Source organism: Sphingomonas sp. (assembly GCF_042091075.1).
Lineage (GTDB): Bacteria > Pseudomonadota > Alphaproteobacteria > Sphingomonadales > Sphingomonadaceae > Sphingomonas.
The window spans coordinates 1-20,291 of record NZ_JBELIE010000049.1; the positions used below are offsets into that span (position 1 = coordinate 1).

Genomic DNA, 20,291 nt, shown 5'->3' on the forward strand with positions numbered 1-20,291 from the left:
GGGGGCACGCGCTCATGCTTCGACGGATCGTCTTCATCGCCGCGCTGGGGGCGGCAAGTGCCTGCTCCGCCGGCACGCCGGCCGGCCCCGCCCCCGGTGCGACCGAACCCGTTGCGCCGGCCGCCGGCGAATCGCCCGGGAAAACACCCTTCGTGGTGACGCCGATGGCCGATCTCGACGCCCCCTGGGCAATCGAGTTCCTGCCGGACAATCGTATGCTGGTGACCGAAAAGGATGGTCGCCTGCTGCTGCTGTCGGCCGACGGACGGCAAATCCGCACGCTGGCGACGATCCCGGTCAGCTCGGCGGGGCAGGGGGCGTTGATGGACGTCGTGCTCGCCCCCGATTTCGCGCGATCGAAGCGCGTCTATTTCAGCTATTCGGCGGCGGGCGATGGCGGCAAGGGCGTGGTGCTGGCGCGTGGTGTGCTCGACGAAACGCCTGGGGCGGAGCGATTGCGGGCGATCGAGACGCTGTATCGCGCCACCCCGCTGGTGACCGGCGACGGCCATTTTTCGGGGCGGATCGCCTTCTCCCCCGACGGCCGGCACCTGTTCTTCACCGCCGGCGACCGGCAGAAATTCACCCCCGCGCAGGACAAGGCCGCCTCGCTCGGCAAGGTATTGCGATTGACGCTCGATGGTCAGCCGGCGCCGGGCAATCCATTGACGGCGCAAGGGTTCCGCCCCGAGGTGTGGAGCTACGGGCATCGCAACTTGCTGGGCATCGCCTTCGATGCCCAGGGCAAGTTGTGGGAACAGGAGATGGGGCCGAAGGGCGGCGACGAACTCAACCTGATCCTGCCGGGGCGTAATTACGGTTGGCCGAACGCCTCCAACGGTTCGCATTACGACGGCCGCGACATTCCCGATCATCGCGCGGGCGACGGCTATGAAGCGCCCAGGGTGTGGTGGAATCCGGTGATCTCGCCGGGCGGACTGATGATCTATTCCGGGCGGTTGTTCCGGCAATGGCGGGGCGATGCGTTCATCGGCGGATTGTCGTCCCAGGCGCTGGTCCGCGTCAACCTTGACGGCCTGACCGCCACCAAGGGCGACCAATGGTCGATGGGCGCGCGCATCCGCGATGTGGCGGAGGCACCCGATGGCGCGATCTGGGTGATCGAGGACGGCAAGGATGGGTCGCAGGGCCGCCTGCTGAAGCTGACGCCGCGAACGTGACGATGCCGTAACGCAGACACATGTTGCGACAGTTTACGGCTTTACCTGCGCCGTATCCGTCTTCATGCAGCGCGGTATGAGGCGGGCATTCCTGATCGCGGTCATTTCGCCGGGCGCCGCGCTGGCCGTGGTGGCGTGCAGCGTCGGGCCGGACTATACGCCCCGAAGCGCGGCGGACCTGGGCGTGCCGCCGACATGGTCCGTGCGCGCGGCGCCGACGCCGGAGGACCTGACCCGCTGGTGGCAGCGCTTCGACGATCCGGTGCTGGGGCGGCTGGTGGAGCAGGCGGCGAGCGCCAACCTGGACGTCGCGCAGGCGATCGCGCGGCTGCGCCAGGCGCGCGAGGCCATGATCCAGTCGCGTGCCAGCCTGCTCCCCTCGCTCAGCGGCAGCGGTGGGTACAGCCGCTCGGAAACGTTGCGCGGCGGCGGGCAGACGATCACGCTGCCCGATGGCACGGTGCAGAATATCGGCGGCGGCGGCGGCGCGAACAATTTTTCGCTGGGGCTGAGCGGGTCGTACCAGCTCGGGATCTTCGGCGAGGTGCGGCGGACGGTCGAGGCGAGCCGCGCCGACTATCAGGCGTCGGGCTTCGACTATGCGACCACGCTGCTGTCGGTCGAGCAGGAAGTGGCACGCAATTACGTGCTCGCGCGGCTGTATCAGGCGCAGCTCGCCAATGCGCGCGCCAGCCTGGCGCTGCAGGAGGATAATCTGGAAATCGCCGGTTTCCGCGTCCAGGCGGGGCTGGTGTCGTCGCTCGATCTCGAACAGGCCCGGGGGCAGCGTGCGCAGACCGCGGCGACGATCCCGACGCTGGAACAGCAATATAATGCGGCGGTTTCGCGGCTGGGCGTGCTGACCGCACAGGCGCCGGGCGCGCTGAAGCCGCTGCTGGTGGCGGCACGGCCGATTCCGAACGGTCCGGCGCTGGTCGGCGCCGGCATTCCCGCCGACGTGTTGCGTCAGCGGCCCGATGTGCGCGCGGCGGAGCGCTCGCTGGCCGCCGCGACCGCACGGATCGGCGTGGCCGAGGCGGCGCTCTATCCCAATCTGGCGATCAGCGGGAATATCGACGCGCGCGCCAACACCGTCGGCAGCATCCTGGACACGGTCACCGGCGGGTTGTTCGCGGGGCTGACCCAGGCGATCTTCGACGGCGGCAAGCTGCGCAGCCAGGTGCGCGGGCAGCGGGCGGCGGCGGATGCCGCGCTGGCCGCGTACAAATCGACCGTGCTGACCGCGTTGGAGGATATCGAGAATGCGGTCGTCGCGCTCGACACCGCACGCCGGCGCGAGGTGGAACTGACCACCGCCTATCGCGCCGCGGATGCCGCCGCGATCCTGTCGCGCAGCCAGTATCGCACCGGGTTGACCGACTTCACGACGCTCAGCCAGCAGGAGGCGGCGCTGTTGTCTGCGCGCAACGGCGCGGCGCAGGCGCGCGCCGATGCCGCCACCGCATTGGTGCAGCTCTATGGCGCGCTGGGCGGTGGCTGGGATGCGTCGGCCGTGCCCGAGGCACCGCCACGCGCCGCCGCCGCCGCGCCCCTCACCCAACCCGCCCCCACCGCTGGAAATCCCTGATGGCCGATACCGCACTCGACGATTTTCTGGGGGTGAAGCCGCAGCCGACGTGGCGGCGGTGGGCGAAATGGGCGCTGGTCGCGCTCGGTGCGGTGCTGCTGGTGCTGTTGCTGTCGCGATGTGTGTTCGGTGGGGCGGGCGAGACCGCCTATGCGACCGTCCCGGTGCAGCGCGGCGATCTGACCGTCACCGTCTCGGCGACGGGCAAGCTGGCGCCGACCAACCAGGTGACGGTCGGCTCGCAATTGTCGGGGCTGGTGACGCGTGTCGTGGTCGACGTCAACGATCGCGTCGTCGCCGGCGAGCCGCTGGCGCTGATCGACCCCGAGCAGATCGATGATCAGATCCGCGCCGGCCAGGCGCAGCTCGCCGCGAACGAGGCGCAGGTCGTGCAGGCGCGCGCCACCCTGGCGGAGGCACAGGCGCAGCTGGAACGGTTGCAGGAGGTGTATCGTCTGTCGAACGGGCGCGTGCCGTCGAAGACCGAGCTACAGACCGGACAGGCGAACGCCCAGCGCGCGGTCGCCGCGCTGCGCGTCGCCGAGGCCAATGTCAGCGCCGCGCGCGCGACGCTCTCCCAGTCGCAGACGCAGCGCGCGCGGGCGATCATCCGCTCGCCCGTCAACGGCGTCGTGCTCGCACGGCAGGTCGATCCGGGGCAGACCGTTGCCGCGTCGTTCAACACGCCGACCTTGTTCGTGATCGCCGAAGACCTGTCGCAGATGAAGCTGGAGGTGGCGATCGACGAGGCCGACGTTGGCGAGGTGCAGGTCGGTCAGAAGGCGACCTTCACCGTCGACGCCTTTCCGGGCAAGACCTTTCCGGCGCAGATCCGGCGCGTCGACCTGGGCAGCAATCTGACGGTCAGCAATGCCACCGCGTCCTCGTCGTCGTCGAGCACCTCGTCGACCAGCAGCACCTCGGGGCAGGTGGTGTCGTATGCCGCCGACCTGACCGTCGCCAATCCCTCGCTGCAGCTGCGGCCCGGCATGACCGCGACCGCCGATATCATCACCGCCGACAAACGGAACGTGCTGCTCGTCCCCAACGCCGCTTTCCGGTTCAAGCCGGGCACGGGCGGGACCGATTCGGGGAGCGGCATCGCCAGTTCGATCATTCCGCGCGGGCCGCGCCGTGGCGAGGGCGGCGCCACCCGTACCGCGCAGGTCGGCCGTGGCGCCACGCAAACACTGTACGTGAAGGGCGATGACGGCCAGCCGCGCGCGATCCAGGTCACCATCGGCGATACCAACGGTACGCAGACCGAGGTGCTGTCGGGTGAACTGAAACCGGGGATGGAGGTCATCACTGGGCAGCTCGCGGCGAACCAGGCGTCGCGCAGCGGCGCTGCGGGCGGTGCGCGACGCAGCGGTAGCGGCGGATCGGGGGCCGCCGGGGGGCAGTGACGATGGACGCCGCCGCCGCACCGCTGATCCGCCTGCGCGGCGTGACGAAGACCTATGGCGAGGGCGCAACGCAATTCCATGCGCTGAAGGGTGTCGACCTTGATATCGCGGCGGGTGATTTCGTCGCGGTGATGGGGCCGTCTGGATCGGGCAAGTCGACCACGATGAATATCCTCGGCTGCCTCGACGTGCCCTCGGACGGGACGTTCCTGTTCCGCGGTCATCACGTCGAATCGCTCGGCCGCGACGAGCGTGCGCTGCTGCGGCGGCGCTACCTGGGTTTCGTGTTCCAGGGCTTCAACCTGCTGTCGCGCACCACCGCGCTGGAGAATGTCGAACTGCCACTGCTGTATCGCGGCGACGAGAAGCGCGCGCGGCGTGAGCGCGCGATGGCGGCGCTGGCACAGGTCGGGCTGGATCAATGGTGGGATCATACCCCGGCCGAACTGTCCGGCGGGCAGCAACAGCGCGTCGCGATCGCGCGCGCGATCGTCACCGAGCCCGATGTGCTGCTGGCGGACGAACCGACCGGCAACCTCGATTCGGAACGCTCGATCGAGATCATGGAACTGCTGACCGGTCTCAATCGCGATCGTGACATCACCGTGCTGATGGTGACGCACGAAGCCGATATGGCGGCCTTCGCGCGCACCGTGGTGCATTTTCGCGACGGGCTGGTCGAGCGGATCGACACGCGCCATACGCAGGGGGAGGCGGTATCGTGACGGGTCGATCGGCGATCACGGCGGGAGCGCGCTGATGCTCGGCACCACCTTCCTGCTCGCGGTGCGGTCGATCCGGCGACACCTGTTGCGATCGTTCCTGACGATCCTCGGTATCGTCATCGGGGTCGGCGCGGTGGTGACGATGGTCACGCTGGGCAAGGCCACCACCGCCGCGGTGCAGACGCAGATCGCCGCACTGGGCACCAACATCCTGCAGATCCGCCCCGGCCAGGGATTCGGCCGCGGCGGCGGCGGCCCGCGCCCGCCGGACTTCGCCCCCGAAGACGTCGATGCGATCGCGGAGCAGATCGCGGGCGTCACCGCCGTCGCGCCGCAGGCGCAATCCTCCGCCACCGCGATCTACGAAGGCGCGAACTGGTCGACGACGATCAACGGCACCACCGCCGCCTATTTCCAGGTCCAGCCTTGGCCGCTGGTCAGCGGGCGCCAATGGACGTCGACCGAGGAACAGGCGGGCAAGGCCGTGTGCCTGATCGGCAATACCGTGCGTCAGAACCTGTTTCGCGGCGGGGACGCGGTCGGCCGGCGCTTTCGGCTTGGCGATGTGAGCTGTGACGTGATCGGCGTGCTGTCGACGCGCGGGCAGGCGGGGTTCGGCGGTGACCAGGACGATGTCGTGATCATGCCGATAAAGGCGGTGCAACGCCGCTTCACCGGCACCCGCGACATCCGTCTGATGTTGGTCGGGGTGGACCAGGCCTATTCGACCGCAACGGTGCAGGCCGCGATCACCGGGCTGCTGCGCGAACGCCGCAATATCGGCGGGGAGCGCGAGGACAATTTCAACATCTTCGACACGAAGCAGATTTCCGACACGCTGACCGGCACGACGACGTTATTGACGCGGATCGTCGCGGCCGTGGCGGCGATCAGCCTGGTCGTCGGCGGTATCGGCATCATGAACATCATGCTGGTGTCGGTGACCGAGCGCACGCGCGAAATCGGCATCCGTCTGGCGATTGGCGCGGTAGCGAACGAGGTGCTGCTGCAATTCCTGGTCGAGGCGGTGGTGCTGTCGTGCCTGGGCGGGCTGATCGGCCTGGTGATCGCGCAGGCGGTGATCCTGGGGCTCACCCCGCTGATGCAGGTGCCGTGGACGTTCGATCCGCAAATCAACCTGATCGCCTTTGCGATCTCGGCGGTGATCGGCGTGGTGTTCGGCTATTTCCCCGCGCGCCGCGCGGCGGCGCTGAACCCGATCGACGCCTTGCGGCACGAGTGACGGATCAGTCCGCTTCGTCTTCGGTTCGGGCGATGACGTCGTCGCTGCGCAGCGCGTGCGAGTCGATACGGTTCAACGCCTCGGGCGCGTGAACCAACCGGCGCAGCTTCTCGAGATCTTCCTCCGTATCGACGTCGATCAGCTCGGCGGCATTGGTGACGACGTGCCGGCCTGACCGGATCAGGTCGCGCGCGCCCTGGTCGCCGGTGATCGCGAGCAACTGATCGAATCGTGCGCGTCCGAACAGCGCTGGCGGGCGCGGCGAAACGCCGTCGCTCGACGCCACGACCGCGTCCGCGCTGTCAGCGGCGTCTATCAGGCGATAGATATGCGCCGCGGTAACCCGCGGCATGTCCGCCAGCGCGATCAGCACCGCCTCGGCACCGCGTGCGCGCGCATCCTCCACGCCCATCCGCACCGACGATGCCATATCGCGGCCCGGATCGTCGTTGTGGAGCACGCGAAAGCCGTGCCGGCCATAATCGAGCTGGCAGCCATCGACGATCGCCAGCCGTTCGCGAAATGGCATATCCTCCAGCGCTACCGCGACATGCAGCCCCAGCGGCCGCGCCAGAAAGGGCTGGTCGAGCTTGCTGCCGATGTCGCTGAACCGCTCCGACTTGCCGGCGGCGAGGAGGATCAGGACGATATCTTCAACCGCGATCATGGAACGCTCCCACCATGGCGGCGGCGATCGACAGCGCGATTTCCGCCGGTCCGATCGCGCCGATATCGATTCCCACCGGGCCGTCGATGCGATCGAGTTGTTCGGGGGTAACGCCCGACTGCGACAGCCGCTCCCGCCGCGCCGCGTGGCTCTTGCGGCTGCCGAGCGCACCGACATAGGCGGCATCGCTCGCAAGCGCTGCGAGCAGCGCCGGATCGTCGATCTTGATATCGTGGCTCAGCGTCACGACCGCGCTGGCAGGGCCGGGCTTCCATGCCGCGACCGCCTCGTCGGGCCAGCGATCGTCGAGCGTCACGCCGGGGAAGCGTTCCTCGGTCAGGAAACGCCCGCGCGGGTCAATCACCACCGTTTCGATCCCCAATGTGGTCGCCAGCGCGGCCAGACTCTGCGCGATCTGCACCGCGCCGACGATCAGCAGTCGTCGCGGCGGATCGTAGCGGTTCACGAAGGCCGCGCCGCTGCCGGCCGGTCCAACCTGCGGCGCGTGCAGGTCCGAACGGCCGGTGGCGAGGTCAGTCGTCACCGTCACTGCGCGCCCGTCGTCACGGGCGGCGGCGATCCGTTCGAACAGCGCGGGGTCGAAGCCGGTCGCCGCGACCGGCTGTACCATCACCGCGATCTCGCCGCCGCATGGCAGGCCGACCTCCCAGGCGCTGTCGTCCGCGACGCCATAGCTCTTCACCGCAAAGGGCTCGCCGGCGATCACCCGCGCGGCGGTATCGAGGATATCGCCCTCGACACATCCGCCCGATACCGAACCCTCGAAGCGGCCATCCTCATGCACCAGCATATGGCTGCCCTTGGGACGCGGGGCGGAGCCCCAGGTCGATACCACCGTGGCCAGCGCCATGCGCGCGCCCTTCCACTCGCGGGCGGCGGTCAGCACGGAATCATTGTCGGCCATGAGGGTCACATCTCATTGAAAGGGGGCGTCACACCGGCGGCAGCGCGGCGAGCAGTTTGTCGAGCGTCGCGGGTACGTCGCGAATGCGGACCCCGGTGGCATTGTGGATCGCGTTGATCACCGCCGCGCCCGCCCCCGAAATGCCCAGTTCGCCGACGCCTTTCGACCCCGCCTGATTGGCGGCGTCGTCGATCTCTTCGATGAAATGGCATTCGATCTGCGGCACATCGGCGTTCACCGCGACGTGATATTCTCCGAAATCGGGGTTCACGAAGCGGCCGGAGCGCGTATCGGGCACGGCTTCCTCGCCCAGCGCGTAGCTGATGCCCCAGACCATCCCGCCGACGATCTGGTTGGTGGCGGTGGCGCGGTTCAGCACGCGCCCCACATCGAACACGCCCAGCATCCGCCGGACCCGCACCTCGCCGGTCACCGCATTGACCGCCACCTCGCAGAAATGCGCGCCATGGCTGGCCTGGCTGGTCTTCTTCGCCTGCGCGCCGGGCACGCTCTTGCCCTCGCCGACCAGCGTATCGCCGCGCAGCAGATCGGCGAGCGGCAGTTCGCGCGCGCCAGCGGCGACGCGGCCGTCGTGCAGTGACAGTTCCTCGGGCGCGGCGTTCATCCGCCGCGCCAGCTCCGCCAAGATGTCCTCGCACGCCAGCACGCTGGCGGCGGCGGCGCTGCCAGCGCCAAACGACCCGCCCGAGCCGGCACTCTTCGGATAGGTGGTGTCGCCGATCCGCACCTCGACCGCGCCGGGGGACAGCCCCAGCACTTCCGCGACCGTCTGCGCCAGGATCGTATAGGTGCCGGTGCCGATATCGGTCATGTCGCATTCCACCGCCGCACGACCGTCGGGCATCAACCGCACCGTCGCCGCCGCCTCGACGGTGAAATTACCGCGCAGCGCGGCGGCCATGCCGATGCCGATCAGCCATTCGCCATCGCGCGTCGTGCCGGGATCCGGGACACGATCGGGCCAGCCGAAGCGGCGCGCGCCCTCGTCATAGCAATCGAGCAGTCGCCGGGTGGAGAAGGGCTTGCCACTGGTCGGATCGCGCGCCGGCTCGTTGCGGCGGCGCAGCTCGATCGGATCGAGCCCGAGGCGTCCGGCCAGTTCGTCCATCGCGCATTCCATCGCGAAGGTGCCGATCGCCTCGCCCGGCGCGCGCACCGCGCCCGTCGCCGGCAGGTCGAGGCGGACAAGATCGGTACGAAAACGGCGCGCCGCACCCTCGTAGAGTGGCAGAGAGCCGAACGGGATCGGTTCGAGGAACACGCTATCGTCATTCTGCGCCGCGCTCCCCTCATGCGCGATGGCGGTGATCCGGCCTTCCCGATCGCAGCCGATACGGATGCGCTGCGTCGTCGCGCTGCGGTGGTGGACCATATAGGCGGTATCACGACGCGGCAGCGCGACCTTGACCGGACGGCCGAGCCGTTCCGCCGCGACCGCGGCCATGATCACTTCCGGGCCGACGCCGGTCTTCCCCCCGAAGCCGCCGCCGACGAACGGCGCCAACACGCGCACCTGCTCCTCGGCGATGCCGAGCGCCGTGGCGATCGTGCTTTTCGCACCGCCGATCACCTGGTTGCTTGACCGCACCGTCAACAGATCGCCGTCCCACCACAGGGTGGAGGCATGCGGCTCCAGCGCCGCCGGGAAATGCACTGGCGTGGTATAGGTGGCGTCGAACGTCACTGCCGCTTCCGCCATGGCGGCATCGACGTCGCCGATGTCGATCGCTGTCAGGAAACCGAGCTGGTGGTCGCGCTGCACCGGCTCTGCCGCCATGTCGAAGCGGCCCTCGCCCGGAACGGTCTCCACCGCCACCAGTCGCGCCGCTTGCCGGGCGACCGGCAGGGTGGTGGCCAATACGATGGCAACCGGCTGGTGATAATGAAAGATGCGATCGCCGCCCTGCGTCGGCATCCCCCGCGAATTGGCCTCGCCAGACGGGAAGCGCGGATCGTCGTGGATCACCGCGACGACGCCGTCGAGCGCCTCGGCGTGCGTCGCATCGATGCGCGTTACGCGCCCGGCGGCCACCGGCGCGCCGACGATCGCGGCGTGCAACGTGCCCTCGGGCGCCTGTTCATACGCATAGGCCGCCGCGCCCGTGACTTTCAGGGGGCCTTCGATGCGCGGCAATGGACTGCCCAGCACGCCTTGCCGCGCACGCGCCAATCCGCGGGGCCGTTCCGCCGTATCGATTGCCTGTTCGCTCATGATGATGCCTCCGCCGCATGTCCTCCGCCATTGATGCGGTGGGGCTCATGTCTCCAGCGCGAACGGCGGGCCCGGTTCGCGGCGTGATATAGGGCGTCGGGTCAATCCGGCAAACCGTCCAACAGCTTGTCACAGGTGATCGGGAAGTCACGAACACGCACGCCGGTGGCATTGTAGACCGCATTGGCGATCGCCGCGCCCGCACCCGAAATGCCCAGCTCTCCCAGTCCCTTGGCGTGGATCGGATTGGCGTGGATGTCGCGCTCGTCGAGGAAGTGAACCTCCAGCGCGGGGACGTCGGCGTTCACCGGCACGTGATATTCGCCGAGATCGCGGTTGACGACCTTGCCGTTGCGCGGATCGTGGACGAGTTCCTCGGTCAACGCCGCGCCGATCCCGAAGGTCATCCCGCCGAGGCATTGCGACCGCGCCGTCTTGGCGTTGAGAATGCGGCCAGCGGTGAACACCCCCAGCATGCGCTCGACCCGCACCTCGCCGGTGACGGCATTGACCTTCACTTCCGCGAAATGCGCGCCGTAGCTGGCCTGGTTGAACAGTTTCTCCTGCTTGCCGGGCGCGATTTCGCCGACCATGCTCAACCCGTCGCCGACCAGCTCGGAAATCTCGACCGCGCGATTCTCCGCGATCGCGCGGCCGTCCTTCAGCGTCATCGCATCGGATGCGACACCCATCGCCTTGGCCAGCTTCTCGCGTAGCCCTTCACAGGCGAGATATACCGACGAACCCGCCGATCCCGCGCCCCACGATCCTCCCGAGCCGGCGGCGGGCGGCGCCGCGCCGTCGCCGAGATGGACGGTGACGCGATCGAGCGGCAGGCCCAATGTCTCGGCGGCGATCTGCGACAGGATCGTATAGGTGCCGGTGCCGATGTCGGTCATGTCGGTGGAGACGATCGCGCGACCGTCACTGGTCAGTTCCACCTTCGCGGATGACTTTTGCAGCATGTTGGAACGCACCGCAGAGGACACACCCATGCCGTGCAGCCATTCGCCACGCCGGTCGCTCGCCGGTGTCGCCTTGCGGTTCGACCAGCCGAACAGCGCCGCGCCCTTGTCGAGACAGGGAATCAGGCTGCGCGAGGAAAAGGGAATGTTCTTTTCCGGATCCTCGCCCGGTTCGTTGCGACGGCGCAGCTCGATCGGATCGAGCCCGGCTTTCTCCGCCAGCTCGTCCATCGCGCCTTCCAGCGCCAGCATCCCGACCGCCTCGCCCGGCGCGCGCATCGACCCCGCCAACAGCCAGTTCAGTCGCACGATCTTGTGATCGATCAGCCGATTTTCCCCGGCGTAGGCGAAATGCGTGCCGATACCGGCGGGCTCGAAAAAGTCTTCGCCCGGCAGGTTGCTGGTCAGCGTTTCATGCCCGATCGCGATCAGCCGACCCTCGGCATCCGCGCCCAGCCGGACACGTTGCTCGGTGTTCGAGCGACGCACCGTCGCGTCGAACACCTGTTGCCGGCTCATTGCCACCTTCACCGGGCGCCCGAGCCGCTTCGCCGCGATCGCCGCCGCGACGCTTTCCGGCGCGATGCCGAGTTTCGACCCGAAACCGCCGCCGACATAGCGCGCGATGATACGTACCTTATCGGTGGCGATCCCCAGCGTCTTCGCGAGTTGCATCTGATCCGACGCGACCATCTGATAGGCGCCGTGAAGCAACAGCGAGCCGTCGTCCTTCCACTCCGCGATCGATGCATGCGGCTCCATCGCCGCGGACGTCTGGCTGGGGGTGGTATAGGTGACATCGACGGTCAGCGCAGCGTCGGCCATCGCCTTGTCGATATCGCCCTGCCGGCTCGTCGGCGGGATCTGGTCAGGGGGCGGGGTGTCGGCCTGGTCGCGATGCGCGGCGAACACGTAGGCGCCTTCGCTGGGTTCGTGATCGACCACCACCAGCGCGGCGGCCTCGCGCGCGCCCTCGAACGTCTCGGCGACGACGATCGCGACGATCTCGCCGAAATAATCGACCTGCTCGACGCCCTGGGTCGGCGCGGTCATTTCGCCGCCTTGTTGCGGATTGCGGATGAACGTCCGATGGTCGGTGACGATGTCGATCACCCCCGCCACCGAGCGGGCGGCGTCAGTCGCGATCTCGCGGATCCTGCCCGAGCCGAACGGCGCCCGCACCAGCACGCCATAGCTCAATCGCTCGGCGGGGTATTCGGCGGCGTAAGTCGCGCGGCCGGATACCTTCAATGGCCCTTCGACACGATCGACCGGCTTGCCGATCACCCCCTGCGCGCCGGTATCCAGCAGACTGTCCGGGTGCGGCTTGTCCATCGTCAGGTGCCGCGTCTCGTCGCGGCCCAGCAATTTGTCGACCAGGCTCATAGCGTCACATCCCGTAGGCACGCGATCAGCGTGCGGCGCAGCAGAGGAATCTTGAAGTCGTTCGAGCCGAAACCGCGCGCATCGCGCAGGAGCGCGTCGGCGGCGGCCTCAAACACCTCTGTCGAGGGTGCCTGTCCGACCAGTGCCTGTTCGACCGCCGGATTGCGCCACGGCATGTGCGCGACCCCGCCAAAGGCCAGCGCGGCGGATGCGATCCGCCCGTCCTGCACATCGACGACGCCCGCGACCGAAACCAGTGCAAAGGCATAAGAGGCGCGGTCACGCACCTTGCGATAGAATTGCCGGCCCGCGGGGGCGGGGGGCAGTTCGATATGCGTGATCAACTCGCCCGCGTCGAGCACATTCTCGATCTGCGGCGTATCTCCTGGCAGGCGATAGAAGTCGCCGAGCGAGATGCGGCGCTTGTCGCCGTCGCGACGCTGCGTCACTACCACCGCATCCAGCGCGCGCATCGCCACCGGCATGTCGCCAGGATGAGTTGCGATACACTGGTCACTGGTGCCGATGATCGCATGGATGCGGTTGAACCCGCCGATCGCCTCGCATCCCGACCCCGGTTCGCGCTTGTTGCAGCCGGCGGCGGTGTCATAAAAATAATAGCAGCGTGTTCGCTGGAGCAGGTTGCCGCCCGTCGTCGCCTTGTTGCGCAACTGGCCGGAGGCACCCGCCAGCAAGGCGCGGCTCAGCACTTCGTAACGCTCGATCACGCGCGGGTCGGCGGCCAGATCGCTGTTCGGCACCAGCGCGCCGATGGTCAGCCCGCCATCGTCACGCTCCTCGATCCGGTCGAGATCGAGGCGGCTGATGTCGACCAGCTTGTCCGGCGTCTCGACCTGCAGCTTCATCAGGTCGAGAAGGTTGGTCCCGCCGGCGATGAACCGGCCGCCGGCGCGCACCGCCGCGTCGATGCTGCTGGCGCGTTCATAGTCGAACGTCTTCATGCGTCCACCTTCGGCTGTTGGCCGGCGATCTCGCGGATCGCGTCGACGATATTGGGATAGGCGGCGCAGCGGCAGATATTGCCGCTCATCCGCTCGCTGATTTCGGCATCGTCGAGCGAAACCTGTGACAGGTCGCTGCTGACATGGCTGGGCCAGCCCTTCGCCGCCTCGTCGAGCATGCCCACCGCCGAACAGATCTGCCCGGGCGTGCAATAGCCGCATTGATAGCCGTCGTGGCGAACGAAGGCATCCTGCAACGGATGCAGGTTCTCCACCGTGCCGAGGCCCTCAATCGTCACGATCTCGTCATCCTGATGCATCACGGCGAGCGAGAGGCATGAGTTGATCCGGCGTCCGTTCACCAGCATCGTGCACGCGCCGCATTGCCCGTGGTCGCAGCCCTTTTTGCTGCCGGTGAGCCCGAGATGCTCACGGGCAAGATCGAGCAGCGAGGTACGGACGTCGACATCCGCCTCGTAGGATTTTCCATTGATGGTGAAGCGCATGAAGCTGCCTTTCGCTGACCAACGCCCAACGCGGACTGTAAGGATCAGGTCCGTGCGAACGACTCTCATCCAGATCGGCTGCGTGGGGCTGGCGGCGGCATGCACGCCGGTGCACGATCGCGTCATGACTGCCGCCGCCGCCCCGCCCCGCCCGTCGACCCCCCTGTTGATCGCGCATCGCGGCGCGAGTGGGGAGCGGCCCGAACATACCATCGCCAGCTATACGCTCGCGATCAGGCAGGGTGCGGATATCATCGAACCCGATCTGGTGCCCACCAAGGACAATGTGCTGGTCGCACGGCACGAAAACGATATTTCCGACACCACCGACGTGGCCCGGCATCCCGAATTCGCGGATCGCCGCACCACCAAGACGATCGACGGCCAGACGCTGACCGGCTGGTTCGTCGAGGATTTCACGCTGGCCGAGTTGAAGACATTGCGCGCGAAGGAGCGATTGCCGCAGTTGCGCCCCGGGAACGCCGCCTATGACGGGCAGGAACCGATCCCCACCTTTGCCGAGGTGATCGCCCTGGCGCAGGCGAATCATGTCGGTATCTATCCCGAAACCAAGCATCCGACCTATTTCGCCTCGATCGGCCATCCCACCGACGCGCTGGTGGTGGCGGGGCTGCGCGGGGCGGGCTGGGATCGTGCCGATGCGCCCGTTTTCATCCAGTCGTTCGAGGTGAACAATCTCAAGCGGCTCGCCACCATGACGAAGGTGCGGCTGATCCAGTTGATGGATGGCGAGGGGGCGCCAGCGGATCGCGCCGTCCCCAGCTATGCCGCGATGACGACGCCTGAGGGGCTGCGGCAGGTGGCTACCTATGCCTATGGCATCGGCCCGAACAAGGCGATGCTGTGGGACCGCGACACGCCGGCGCAGCCCAGCGCCTTGGTCGCGACGGCGCATGCGGCGGGGCTGAAGGTCCATCCCTGGACCTATCGCGCGGAAAATTACTTCCTCCCCGAACGTTTCCGGCGCGGCGCCGATCCGCGCGCGCATGGCGATGTGGCAGGGGAGATCCGTTCGGCGCTCGATCAGGGTATCGACGGATTATTCACTGATTTCCCTGCTATAGGCAGAGCGGCGATAGCAGGGCGGGAGTAAGCGTGATGCGGGGCAGGTCGGCGATGATGATGATGGCGGCGGCGCTGCCGTTGCTGGCGACGGGCGGTTGCGTCCGCACCGTCGCCGGGGTCGTCACCGCCCCGGTACGGCTGGCGGGCAAGGCGGTGGGCGGCACCGTCGACATGATGACGACCAGCGAAAAGGAAAAGGACGAGAAATACGTCCGCGCGATGCGCAAGCGCGACGAGGCCGAGGCCAAGGAGCGCGAACAGCGCGACAAGGAATGCCGCAAGCATCCCGACCGCTGCGACGCCTGATCGCCGCGCGCGGCGGGATCAGGCCTTGCCGCGCCAGATCAGCGATTGACGGTTGAGCGCGGCAAGATCCGTCGTTCCCGCTGCCACCGCCTCGCCGAGCGCGATCGCGCGGTCGAGCGTGGTATCGCAGGCATGGCGATAGGCGGGCCGGCGCGTGATCTGATCATACCAGCGACCGCCACAGGCATGATCGAGCAGGATGCGCTGGAAACAATGATCCGCCTTCACCGGCCAGCGCCGCGACGCGGCGAGCGCGGGCAGGGTGACGCGGGTGAGGGCCAGCCAGTGTCGCTCGCGATCCGCGCGGTCGGTAATGATCGCTCGCCTCCTGCTGCGAAGCGGTGGTCTCGCGATCGCGGGCGGCCACCGCCCCGGTGCGACACCGGGGCGGCGATGGCCGATCAGATATGGATCGGCTTGCCCCGCACCGCCATCGCGGCTTCCTTGATCGCTTCCGAATGCGTCGGGTGCGCGTGGCAGGTATAGGCGATATCCTCGCTGGTCGCGCCGAATTCCATCGCCTGCGCCACCTGCGCGATCATCGTTCCCGCGGGGACCGCGATGATCCATGTGCCCAGCACGCGATCGGTCTTCGCGTCGGAGATGATCTTCACCAGCCCGTCGGGTTCATGGTTGGTCTTCGCGCGGCTGTTGCCGACCATCGGGAACTTGCCGACCTTGATCTCGCCTCGCTCCTTCGCCGCCTCCTCGGTCAGGCCGACGCCGGCGACCTCCGGCCAGGTATAGACGACCGACGGGATGATATCGTGGTTCACGATGCCGTGCTGGCCCGCGATATTCTCCGCCACCGCGATCCCTTCGTCCTCGGCCTTGTGCGCCAGCATCGGCCCCGGCACGACGTCGCCGATCGCCCACACACCGTCCGCCTTGGTGCGGAAGTCGTGATCGATCTCGATCTGGCCGCGCTGATTGACCGATAGGCCCGCCGCCTCCAGGTTCAGGGCGTCGGTGTTCGGCCTGCGTCCGATCGACACCAGCACGCAATCCGCCTGCAGCGTCGTCGCCTCGCCGCCGTTCGCCGGCTCCAGCGTCAGCGTCGCGGTATCGCCATCGACCGCGACGTTGGTCACCTTCGTCGACAGCTTGAACTCGATGCCCTGCTTCTTGAAGATCTTGTTGGCCTCTTTGCGGATATCGCCGTCGAAGCCGGGCAGGATCTGGTCGAGGAATTCGACGCAGGTCACCTTCGCCCCCAGACGACGCCACACGCTGCCCAGCTCCAGCCCGATCACGCCGCCGCCGATCACCACCAGATGCTCCGGCACCTTCGCCAGTTCGAGCGCGCCGGTCGAATCGACGACCACCTTCTGGTCGATCGTGACCCCCGGCAACGGGGTGACCGACGAGCCGGTGGCGATGACGACGTTCTTCGCCGTCACCGTCTGGCCCGCCACCTCGACGCTATGCGCGTCCTTGAACGCGGCGCGGCCCTTCAGCCACGTCACCTTGTTCTTCTTGAACAGGAATTCGATGCCGCCGGTCAGTTGCTTGACCGCGTCGCGGCGTTGGCCGTGCATCGTTTCCAGATCCAGCTTGGGCTGTACCTTGATCCCCAGCTTCGCCATCGTGCCGTTGGCGGCGTGGTCGAACAGCTCGGACGCATGCAGCATCGCCTTTGACGGAATGCAGCCGACGTTGAGGCAGGTGCCGCCCAGCGTCTCGCGGCTTTCGGCGCAGGCGGTCCGGAGCCCCAGCTGCGCGGCGCGAATCGCGGCGACATAGCCGCCCGGCCCGGCGCCGATCACGAGAACGTCATAGTCGTACTGGTCTGCCATTCTTCTGCTCCATCGTGCTCCTGCGACTGCAGGAACCCAGGGTTAGGCGCGGCACCGTTTGTCGTTCTGGGCTCCTGCGTGGCAGGAACACGCGTCAAACCAGCGTCACGTACAGATCCTCCACTGCGGTTCGCCCGTTCGATCAGATCGATCTTCCAGCTCCGCTTCCACTTCTTCAACCGCAGTTCGCGTGCGCATGCGCCCTGTATGTCGTCGTAGCGTTCGAACCAGACAAGGAGCGTGCCGCCATGTTCCTTCGAAAAGCCGTCGATCGCGCCGGTACGGGGTCGATATGCCCGGCGAATCCGGTCGCTGGTACCCCCGCGGCACAAGGTGCCCTTGCGCTGACCGGCCATCAGGTAAACGAGGCCGGTCCTGCCCGCCCCATGACAATATCGTGCTCCGGCGCACGCAGGAACCCGGAGCCACGGACGTTTGCCCGTGTGACTCCGGGCTCCCGCGCTCGCAGGAGCCCATGTCTCACAGGTCGATCAGGATGCGTGTCGGATCCTCGATCGCATTCTTCAACGCGACGAGGAAGGTGACGGCTTCACGCCCGTCGATCAGGCGATGGTCGTAGCTGAGCGCGAGGTACATCATCGGGCGGACGACGACCTGGCCGTCACGGACGACCGGGCGATCCTCGATACGGTGCAGCCCCAGCACCGCCGATTGCGGGGGATTGATGATCGGGGTCGACATCAGCGAGCCGAAGACGCCACCGTTGGAGATGGTAAAGGTGCCGCCCTTCATCTCGTCCATCTTGAGCGTGCCTTCCTTGGCGCGCTTGCCGAAGTCGCCGATCGTCTTCTCGATGCCGGCGACCGACAGGTCCTGCGCATCGCGGATCACGGGGACGACCAGACCGTTCGGCGCGCTGACCGCGACCGAGATGTCGGCGTAGTCGTGATAGACGATCTCGTCCCCCTCGATCGAGGCGTTGACCGACGGGATATCCTTCAGCGCCATCGTCGCGGCCTTCACGAAGAAGCCCATGAAGCCGAGCCGCACGCCATGCTTCTTTTCGAACAGGTCCTTGTACTTGGCGCGCGCCTCGATCACCGCGGTCATGTCGACGTCGTTGAACGTCGTCAGCATCGCCGCGGTGTTCTGCGCTTCCTTCAGACGCTTGGCGATCGTCTGGCGGAGGCGGGTCATCTTCACGCGCTCCTCCTTGCGCGCGGTCGAAGCGGCGACCGACGGGGTCGGCGTGGCGTCTGAGGCGCCCGTCGCGCTCGCGCCGGCGGGCTTCGACGAGGCGGCGGCGGCGACGTCTTCCTTGGTCAGGCGGCCGTCCTTGCCGGTGCCCTTCACCGTCGACGGATCGACGCCATGTTCCAGCACCGCGCGCCGCACCGACGGCGACAGCGCCGCGGGCGTATCGCTGGTCACCGGCGCCTCGCCGTGGTTGCCATAGCCGCCCGCGACCGGATCGCTGCCGCTGGCCGGTGCCGCGGGGGCGGCCTGTGCGGCGGCGGGCGCGGCGGCGGCGCCGTCGCCCGATTCGATCGTGGCGATCATCGCGCCGACCTCGACGGTGTCACCGACCTTCACCGCATGCTGCCCCATCACGCCGGCGACGGGGGAGGGCACCTCGACCGAAACCTTGTCGGTCTCCAGGCTCGCGATCGGCTCGTCGGCGGCGACCGGATCGCCCGGCTGCTTCAGCCATTCGCCGACCGTGGCTTCGGTGATCGATTCGCCCAGCACGGGCACCAGCACTTCGGTTGCCATTGTCTTTCGCCTTCAACTGTCGCGCGGGCAGGCCACGCTTCCCCCGGGAGGGGTGGGTGGTGAGGATGATGGTTCAGCTCGCCGGCTTGGCGGCCTTCTTGGTCGTGTCGATTTCGCGGGTGCGACGGATCTCGTCGCGCACATTGTGGCCCAGCGCGTCCGCTATCAGCGCACCCTGCTCGGCCTGGTGCCGCTTCATCAGGCCGGTGGCGGGCGATGCCGCCGCCGCGCGTCCGGCATAGCGCGGCCGCGCGACGCGCCCCTTCGCCATGCCCAGCGCTTCCTCGATGAACGGTTCGACGAAGAACCAGTAACCGTTGTTGCGCGGCTCTTCCTGCGCCCAGATCACGTCCTCCACGTTCGGCATCCGCGCCAGACGGCTGGCCAGCGCCTCGGTGGGGAAGGGATAGAGCTGCTCGATACGGATGATCTGCGTGTTGCGATCGCCCGCCGCGTCGCGCGCCTCGATCAGGTCATAGGCCAGCTTGCCGGTGCACAGCACCACCCGCCGGGTATCGGCATCGGCCGGCGCCGACGGATCGGACAGGATGCGGCGGAAATGGCTGTCGCCCTGGAAATCCTCCGCGCGGCTGACCGCCAGCTTGTGGCGCAGCAGCGACTTGGGCGTCATCACCACCAGCGGCTTGCGGAAGCTGCGGTGCATCTGCCGGCGCAGCAGGTGGAAGTAATTGGCCGGCGTGGTGCAATTGGCGACCTGCATATTATCGCCCGCGCACAGTTGCAGGAAGCGTTCCGGGCGTGCGGAGCTATGTTCCGGCCCCTGGCCTTCGTAGCCGTGCGGCAGCAGCATGACGAGGCCGTTGGCCCGCAGCCACTTCGCCTCGCCCGCGGCGATGAACTGGTCGATCATGATCTGCGCGCCATTGGCGAAGTCGCCGAACTGCGCTTCCCACAACACCAGTGTCTTGGGATCGGCGAGCGCATAGCCATATTCGAAGCCGAGCACGCCATATTCGCTCAGCGGGCTGTCGAGCACCTCGAAGCTGCCGTGCGGGACGGTCCACAGCGGCACATATTTGTGCTCGTCATTCTGGTCGACCCATACCGCATGTCGCTGCGAGAAGGTGCCGCGACCCGAATCCTGGCCCGACAGGCGGATGCCATAGCCTTCGTGCAGCAACGCGCCGAACGCCAGCGCCTCGCCGGTCGCCCAGTCGAAATTCTCGCCACTGGCGAACATCTGCCGCTTGGCATCCAGCACACGCGCCAATGTCTTATGGATCGCGATGCTGTCGGGTACCGTCGTCAGCGTGCGGCCGATCGAGTCGAACAGCTTCGGCTCGATCCCGGTGTCGACGCTGCGGCGCGCGGTCTCGGCGTCGGCGGGGGCGTGCAACCCCGACCAGCGGCCGGCGAACCAGTCCGCCTTGTTGGGCTTGTAGCTCGCGCCCGCCTCGAACTCGCCTTCGAGCAGGGCGGTAAGCTGCTTGACGCTGTCGTCCAGCCACGTCTGATCGATCACCTTCTCCGCGATCAGGCGCTTGCCGTAGATCTCCGATACCGGCGGGTGGCTGCGGATCGCCTTGTACATCAACGGCTGGGTGAAGCCCGGCTCGTCGCC

The 20,291-nt window shown here is 67.6% G+C and carries 17 protein-coding genes and 1 pseudogene; 7 read left to right on the forward strand and 11 right to left on the reverse strand.

Going from position 1 to position 20,291, the window contains the following annotated elements:
• Window positions 1-14 precede the first annotated feature (14 nt).
• From ACFDSW_RS06920 to ACFDSW_RS06940, 5 genes are all read left to right on the forward strand, one after another.
• Window positions 15-1,181: a PQQ-dependent sugar dehydrogenase gene (locus tag ACFDSW_RS06920; protein ID WP_375249562.1), complete on the forward strand. Its 1,167-nt coding sequence runs from the start codon at window positions 15-17 to the stop codon at window positions 1,179-1,181.
• A gap of 76 nt (window positions 1,182-1,257) precedes the next feature.
• The gene (locus tag ACFDSW_RS06925) at window positions 1,258-2,769 is read left to right on the forward strand and encodes an efflux transporter outer membrane subunit (RefSeq protein ID WP_375249548.1); all 1,512 of its coding nucleotides are present in this window, start codon (window positions 1,258-1,260) and stop codon (window positions 2,767-2,769) included.
• The gene (locus ACFDSW_RS06930) at window positions 2,769-4,175 is read left to right on the forward strand and encodes an efflux RND transporter periplasmic adaptor subunit (protein WP_375249549.1); all 1,407 of its coding nucleotides are present in this window, start codon (window positions 2,769-2,771) and stop codon (window positions 4,173-4,175) included. The genes ACFDSW_RS06925 and ACFDSW_RS06930 overlap by 1 nt, the downstream gene beginning before the upstream one ends.
• Window positions 4,176-4,177: 2 nt before the next feature.
• Window positions 4,178-4,900, forward strand: a complete 723-nt coding sequence (locus ACFDSW_RS06935; RefSeq protein WP_375249563.1) for an ABC transporter ATP-binding protein — start codon at window positions 4,178-4,180, stop codon at window positions 4,898-4,900.
• Window positions 4,901-4,934: 34 nt separating this feature from the next.
• A complete protein-coding gene (locus tag ACFDSW_RS06940) occupies window positions 4,935-6,143 on the forward strand; it encodes an ABC transporter permease (protein ID WP_375249550.1) in 1,209 nt (402 codons plus the stop codon).
• 4 nt (window positions 6,144-6,147) lie between these two features.
• Here ACFDSW_RS06940 and ACFDSW_RS06945 read toward each other — a convergent pair whose 3' ends face one another.
• From ACFDSW_RS06945 to ACFDSW_RS06970, 6 genes are all read right to left on the reverse strand, one after another.
• Window positions 6,148-6,810, reverse strand: coding sequence for an NTP transferase domain-containing protein (locus ACFDSW_RS06945; RefSeq protein WP_375249551.1), 663 nt, complete (start codon window positions 6,808-6,810; stop codon window positions 6,148-6,150).
• Window positions 6,797-7,735 carry an XdhC family protein gene (locus ACFDSW_RS06950; RefSeq protein WP_375249552.1) on the reverse strand — a complete coding sequence of 313 codons (939 nt, stop codon included), beginning with the start codon at window positions 7,733-7,735 and terminating at the stop codon, window positions 6,797-6,799. The genes ACFDSW_RS06945 and ACFDSW_RS06950 overlap by 14 nt, the downstream gene beginning before the upstream one ends.
• A gap of 28 nt (window positions 7,736-7,763) precedes the next feature.
• Window positions 7,764-9,968: a xanthine dehydrogenase family protein molybdopterin-binding subunit gene (locus ACFDSW_RS06955; protein WP_375249553.1), complete on the reverse strand. Its 2,205-nt coding sequence runs from the start codon at window positions 9,966-9,968 to the stop codon at window positions 7,764-7,766.
• 101 nt (window positions 9,969-10,069) lie between these two features.
• Complete coding sequence (locus tag ACFDSW_RS06960) at window positions 10,070-12,319, reverse strand: xanthine dehydrogenase family protein molybdopterin-binding subunit (protein ID WP_375249554.1); 2,250 nt, start codon at window positions 12,317-12,319, stop codon at window positions 10,070-10,072.
• A complete protein-coding gene (locus tag ACFDSW_RS06965; protein ID WP_375249555.1) occupies window positions 12,316-13,281 on the reverse strand; it encodes an FAD binding domain-containing protein in 966 nt (321 codons plus the stop codon). The genes ACFDSW_RS06960 and ACFDSW_RS06965 overlap by 4 nt, the downstream gene beginning before the upstream one ends.
• Window positions 13,278-13,787 carry a 2Fe-2S iron-sulfur cluster-binding protein gene (locus tag ACFDSW_RS06970; protein ID WP_375249556.1) on the reverse strand — a complete coding sequence of 170 codons (510 nt, stop codon included), beginning with the start codon at window positions 13,785-13,787 and terminating at the stop codon, window positions 13,278-13,280. Before ACFDSW_RS06970 ends, ACFDSW_RS06965 begins: the two co-directional genes overlap by 4 nt.
• 124 nt (window positions 13,788-13,911) lie before the next feature.
• Here ACFDSW_RS06970 and ACFDSW_RS06975 point away from each other — a divergent pair, with 124 nt between their 5' ends.
• Window positions 13,912-14,901, forward strand: coding sequence for a glycerophosphodiester phosphodiesterase (locus ACFDSW_RS06975; RefSeq protein WP_375249564.1), 990 nt, complete (start codon window positions 13,912-13,914; stop codon window positions 14,899-14,901).
• 5 nt (window positions 14,902-14,906) lie between these two features.
• Entirely contained in the window at window positions 14,907-15,179 is a 273-nt protein-coding gene (locus tag ACFDSW_RS06980; protein WP_375249557.1) for a hypothetical protein, read from the forward strand.
• Window positions 15,180-15,197: 18 nt separating this feature from the next.
• Here the strand turns inward: ACFDSW_RS06980 and ACFDSW_RS06985 are convergent, their stop codons facing one another.
• The 5 genes and pseudogenes from ACFDSW_RS06985 to sucA all read right to left on the reverse strand — a co-directional run.
• Window positions 15,198-15,407 (reverse strand): hypothetical protein, encoded by a 210-nt coding sequence (locus tag ACFDSW_RS06985; RefSeq protein ID WP_375249558.1) that lies wholly within the window; start codon window positions 15,405-15,407, stop codon window positions 15,198-15,200.
• 173 nt (window positions 15,408-15,580) lie between these two features.
• Window positions 15,581-16,975: a dihydrolipoyl dehydrogenase gene (gene lpdA, locus ACFDSW_RS06990; protein WP_375249559.1), complete on the reverse strand. Its 1,395-nt coding sequence runs from the start codon at window positions 16,973-16,975 to the stop codon at window positions 15,581-15,583.
• Window positions 16,942-17,331 (reverse strand): hypothetical protein, encoded by a 390-nt coding sequence (locus ACFDSW_RS06995; protein ID WP_375249560.1) that lies wholly within the window; start codon window positions 17,329-17,331, stop codon window positions 16,942-16,944. Before ACFDSW_RS06995 ends, lpdA begins: the two co-directional genes overlap by 34 nt.
• A 124-nt stretch (window positions 17,332-17,455) precedes the next feature.
• Window positions 17,456-18,709 carry a 2-oxoglutarate dehydrogenase complex dihydrolipoyllysine-residue succinyltransferase gene (gene odhB / locus ACFDSW_RS07000; RefSeq protein ID WP_375249561.1) on the reverse strand — a complete coding sequence of 418 codons (1,254 nt, stop codon included), beginning with the start codon at window positions 18,707-18,709 and terminating at the stop codon, window positions 17,456-17,458.
• Between the two features lie 73 nt (window positions 18,710-18,782).
• Window positions 18,783-20,291: pseudogene (gene sucA, locus ACFDSW_RS07005) on the reverse strand (2-oxoglutarate dehydrogenase E1 component); the annotation flags it as partial.

What these genes read in the sequence shown, in the direction of transcription:
- ACFDSW_RS06950 (WP_375249552.1), bottom strand. Translation starts at nt 7,735, where the DNA reads ATGGCCGACAATGATTCCGTGCTGACCGCCGCCCGCGAGTGGAAGGGC.
- ACFDSW_RS06960 (WP_375249554.1), bottom strand. Translation starts at nt 12,319, where the DNA reads ATGAGCCTGGTCGACAAATTGCTGGGCCGCGACGAGACGCGGCACCTG.
- ACFDSW_RS06975 (WP_375249564.1), top strand. Translation starts at nt 13,912, where the DNA reads ATGACTGCCGCCGCCGCCCCGCCCCGCCCGTCGACCCCCCTGTTGATC.
- ACFDSW_RS06965 (WP_375249555.1), bottom strand. Translation starts at nt 13,281, where the DNA reads ATGAAGACGTTCGACTATGAACGCGCCAGCAGCATCGACGCGGCGGTG.
- ACFDSW_RS06935 (WP_375249563.1), top strand. Translation starts at nt 4,178, where the DNA reads ATGGACGCCGCCGCCGCACCGCTGATCCGCCTGCGCGGCGTGACGAAG.
- ACFDSW_RS06920 (WP_375249562.1), top strand. Translation starts at nt 15, where the DNA reads ATGCTTCGACGGATCGTCTTCATCGCCGCGCTGGGGGCGGCAAGTGCC.
- odhB (WP_375249561.1), bottom strand. Translation starts at nt 18,709, where the DNA reads ATGGCAACCGAAGTGCTGGTGCCCGTGCTGGGCGAATCGATCACCGAA.
- ACFDSW_RS06995 (WP_375249560.1), bottom strand. Translation starts at nt 17,331, where the DNA reads ATGGCCGGTCAGCGCAAGGGCACCTTGTGCCGCGGGGGTACCAGCGAC.
- ACFDSW_RS06945 (WP_375249551.1), bottom strand. Translation starts at nt 6,810, where the DNA reads ATGATCGCGGTTGAAGATATCGTCCTGATCCTCCTCGCCGCCGGCAAG.
- ACFDSW_RS06930 (WP_375249549.1), top strand. Translation starts at nt 2,769, where the DNA reads ATGGCCGATACCGCACTCGACGATTTTCTGGGGGTGAAGCCGCAGCCG.
- ACFDSW_RS06970 (WP_375249556.1), bottom strand. Translation starts at nt 13,787, where the DNA reads ATGCGCTTCACCATCAATGGAAAATCCTACGAGGCGGATGTCGACGTC.
- lpdA (WP_375249559.1), bottom strand. Translation starts at nt 16,975, where the DNA reads ATGGCAGACCAGTACGACTATGACGTTCTCGTGATCGGCGCCGGGCCG.
- ACFDSW_RS06955 (WP_375249553.1), bottom strand. Translation starts at nt 9,968, where the DNA reads ATGAGCGAACAGGCAATCGATACGGCGGAACGGCCCCGCGGATTGGCG.
- ACFDSW_RS06980 (WP_375249557.1), top strand. Translation starts at nt 14,907, where the DNA reads ATGCGGGGCAGGTCGGCGATGATGATGATGGCGGCGGCGCTGCCGTTG.
- ACFDSW_RS06925 (WP_375249548.1), top strand. Translation starts at nt 1,258, where the DNA reads ATGAGGCGGGCATTCCTGATCGCGGTCATTTCGCCGGGCGCCGCGCTG.
- ACFDSW_RS06940 (WP_375249550.1), top strand. Translation starts at nt 4,935, where the DNA reads ATGCTCGGCACCACCTTCCTGCTCGCGGTGCGGTCGATCCGGCGACAC.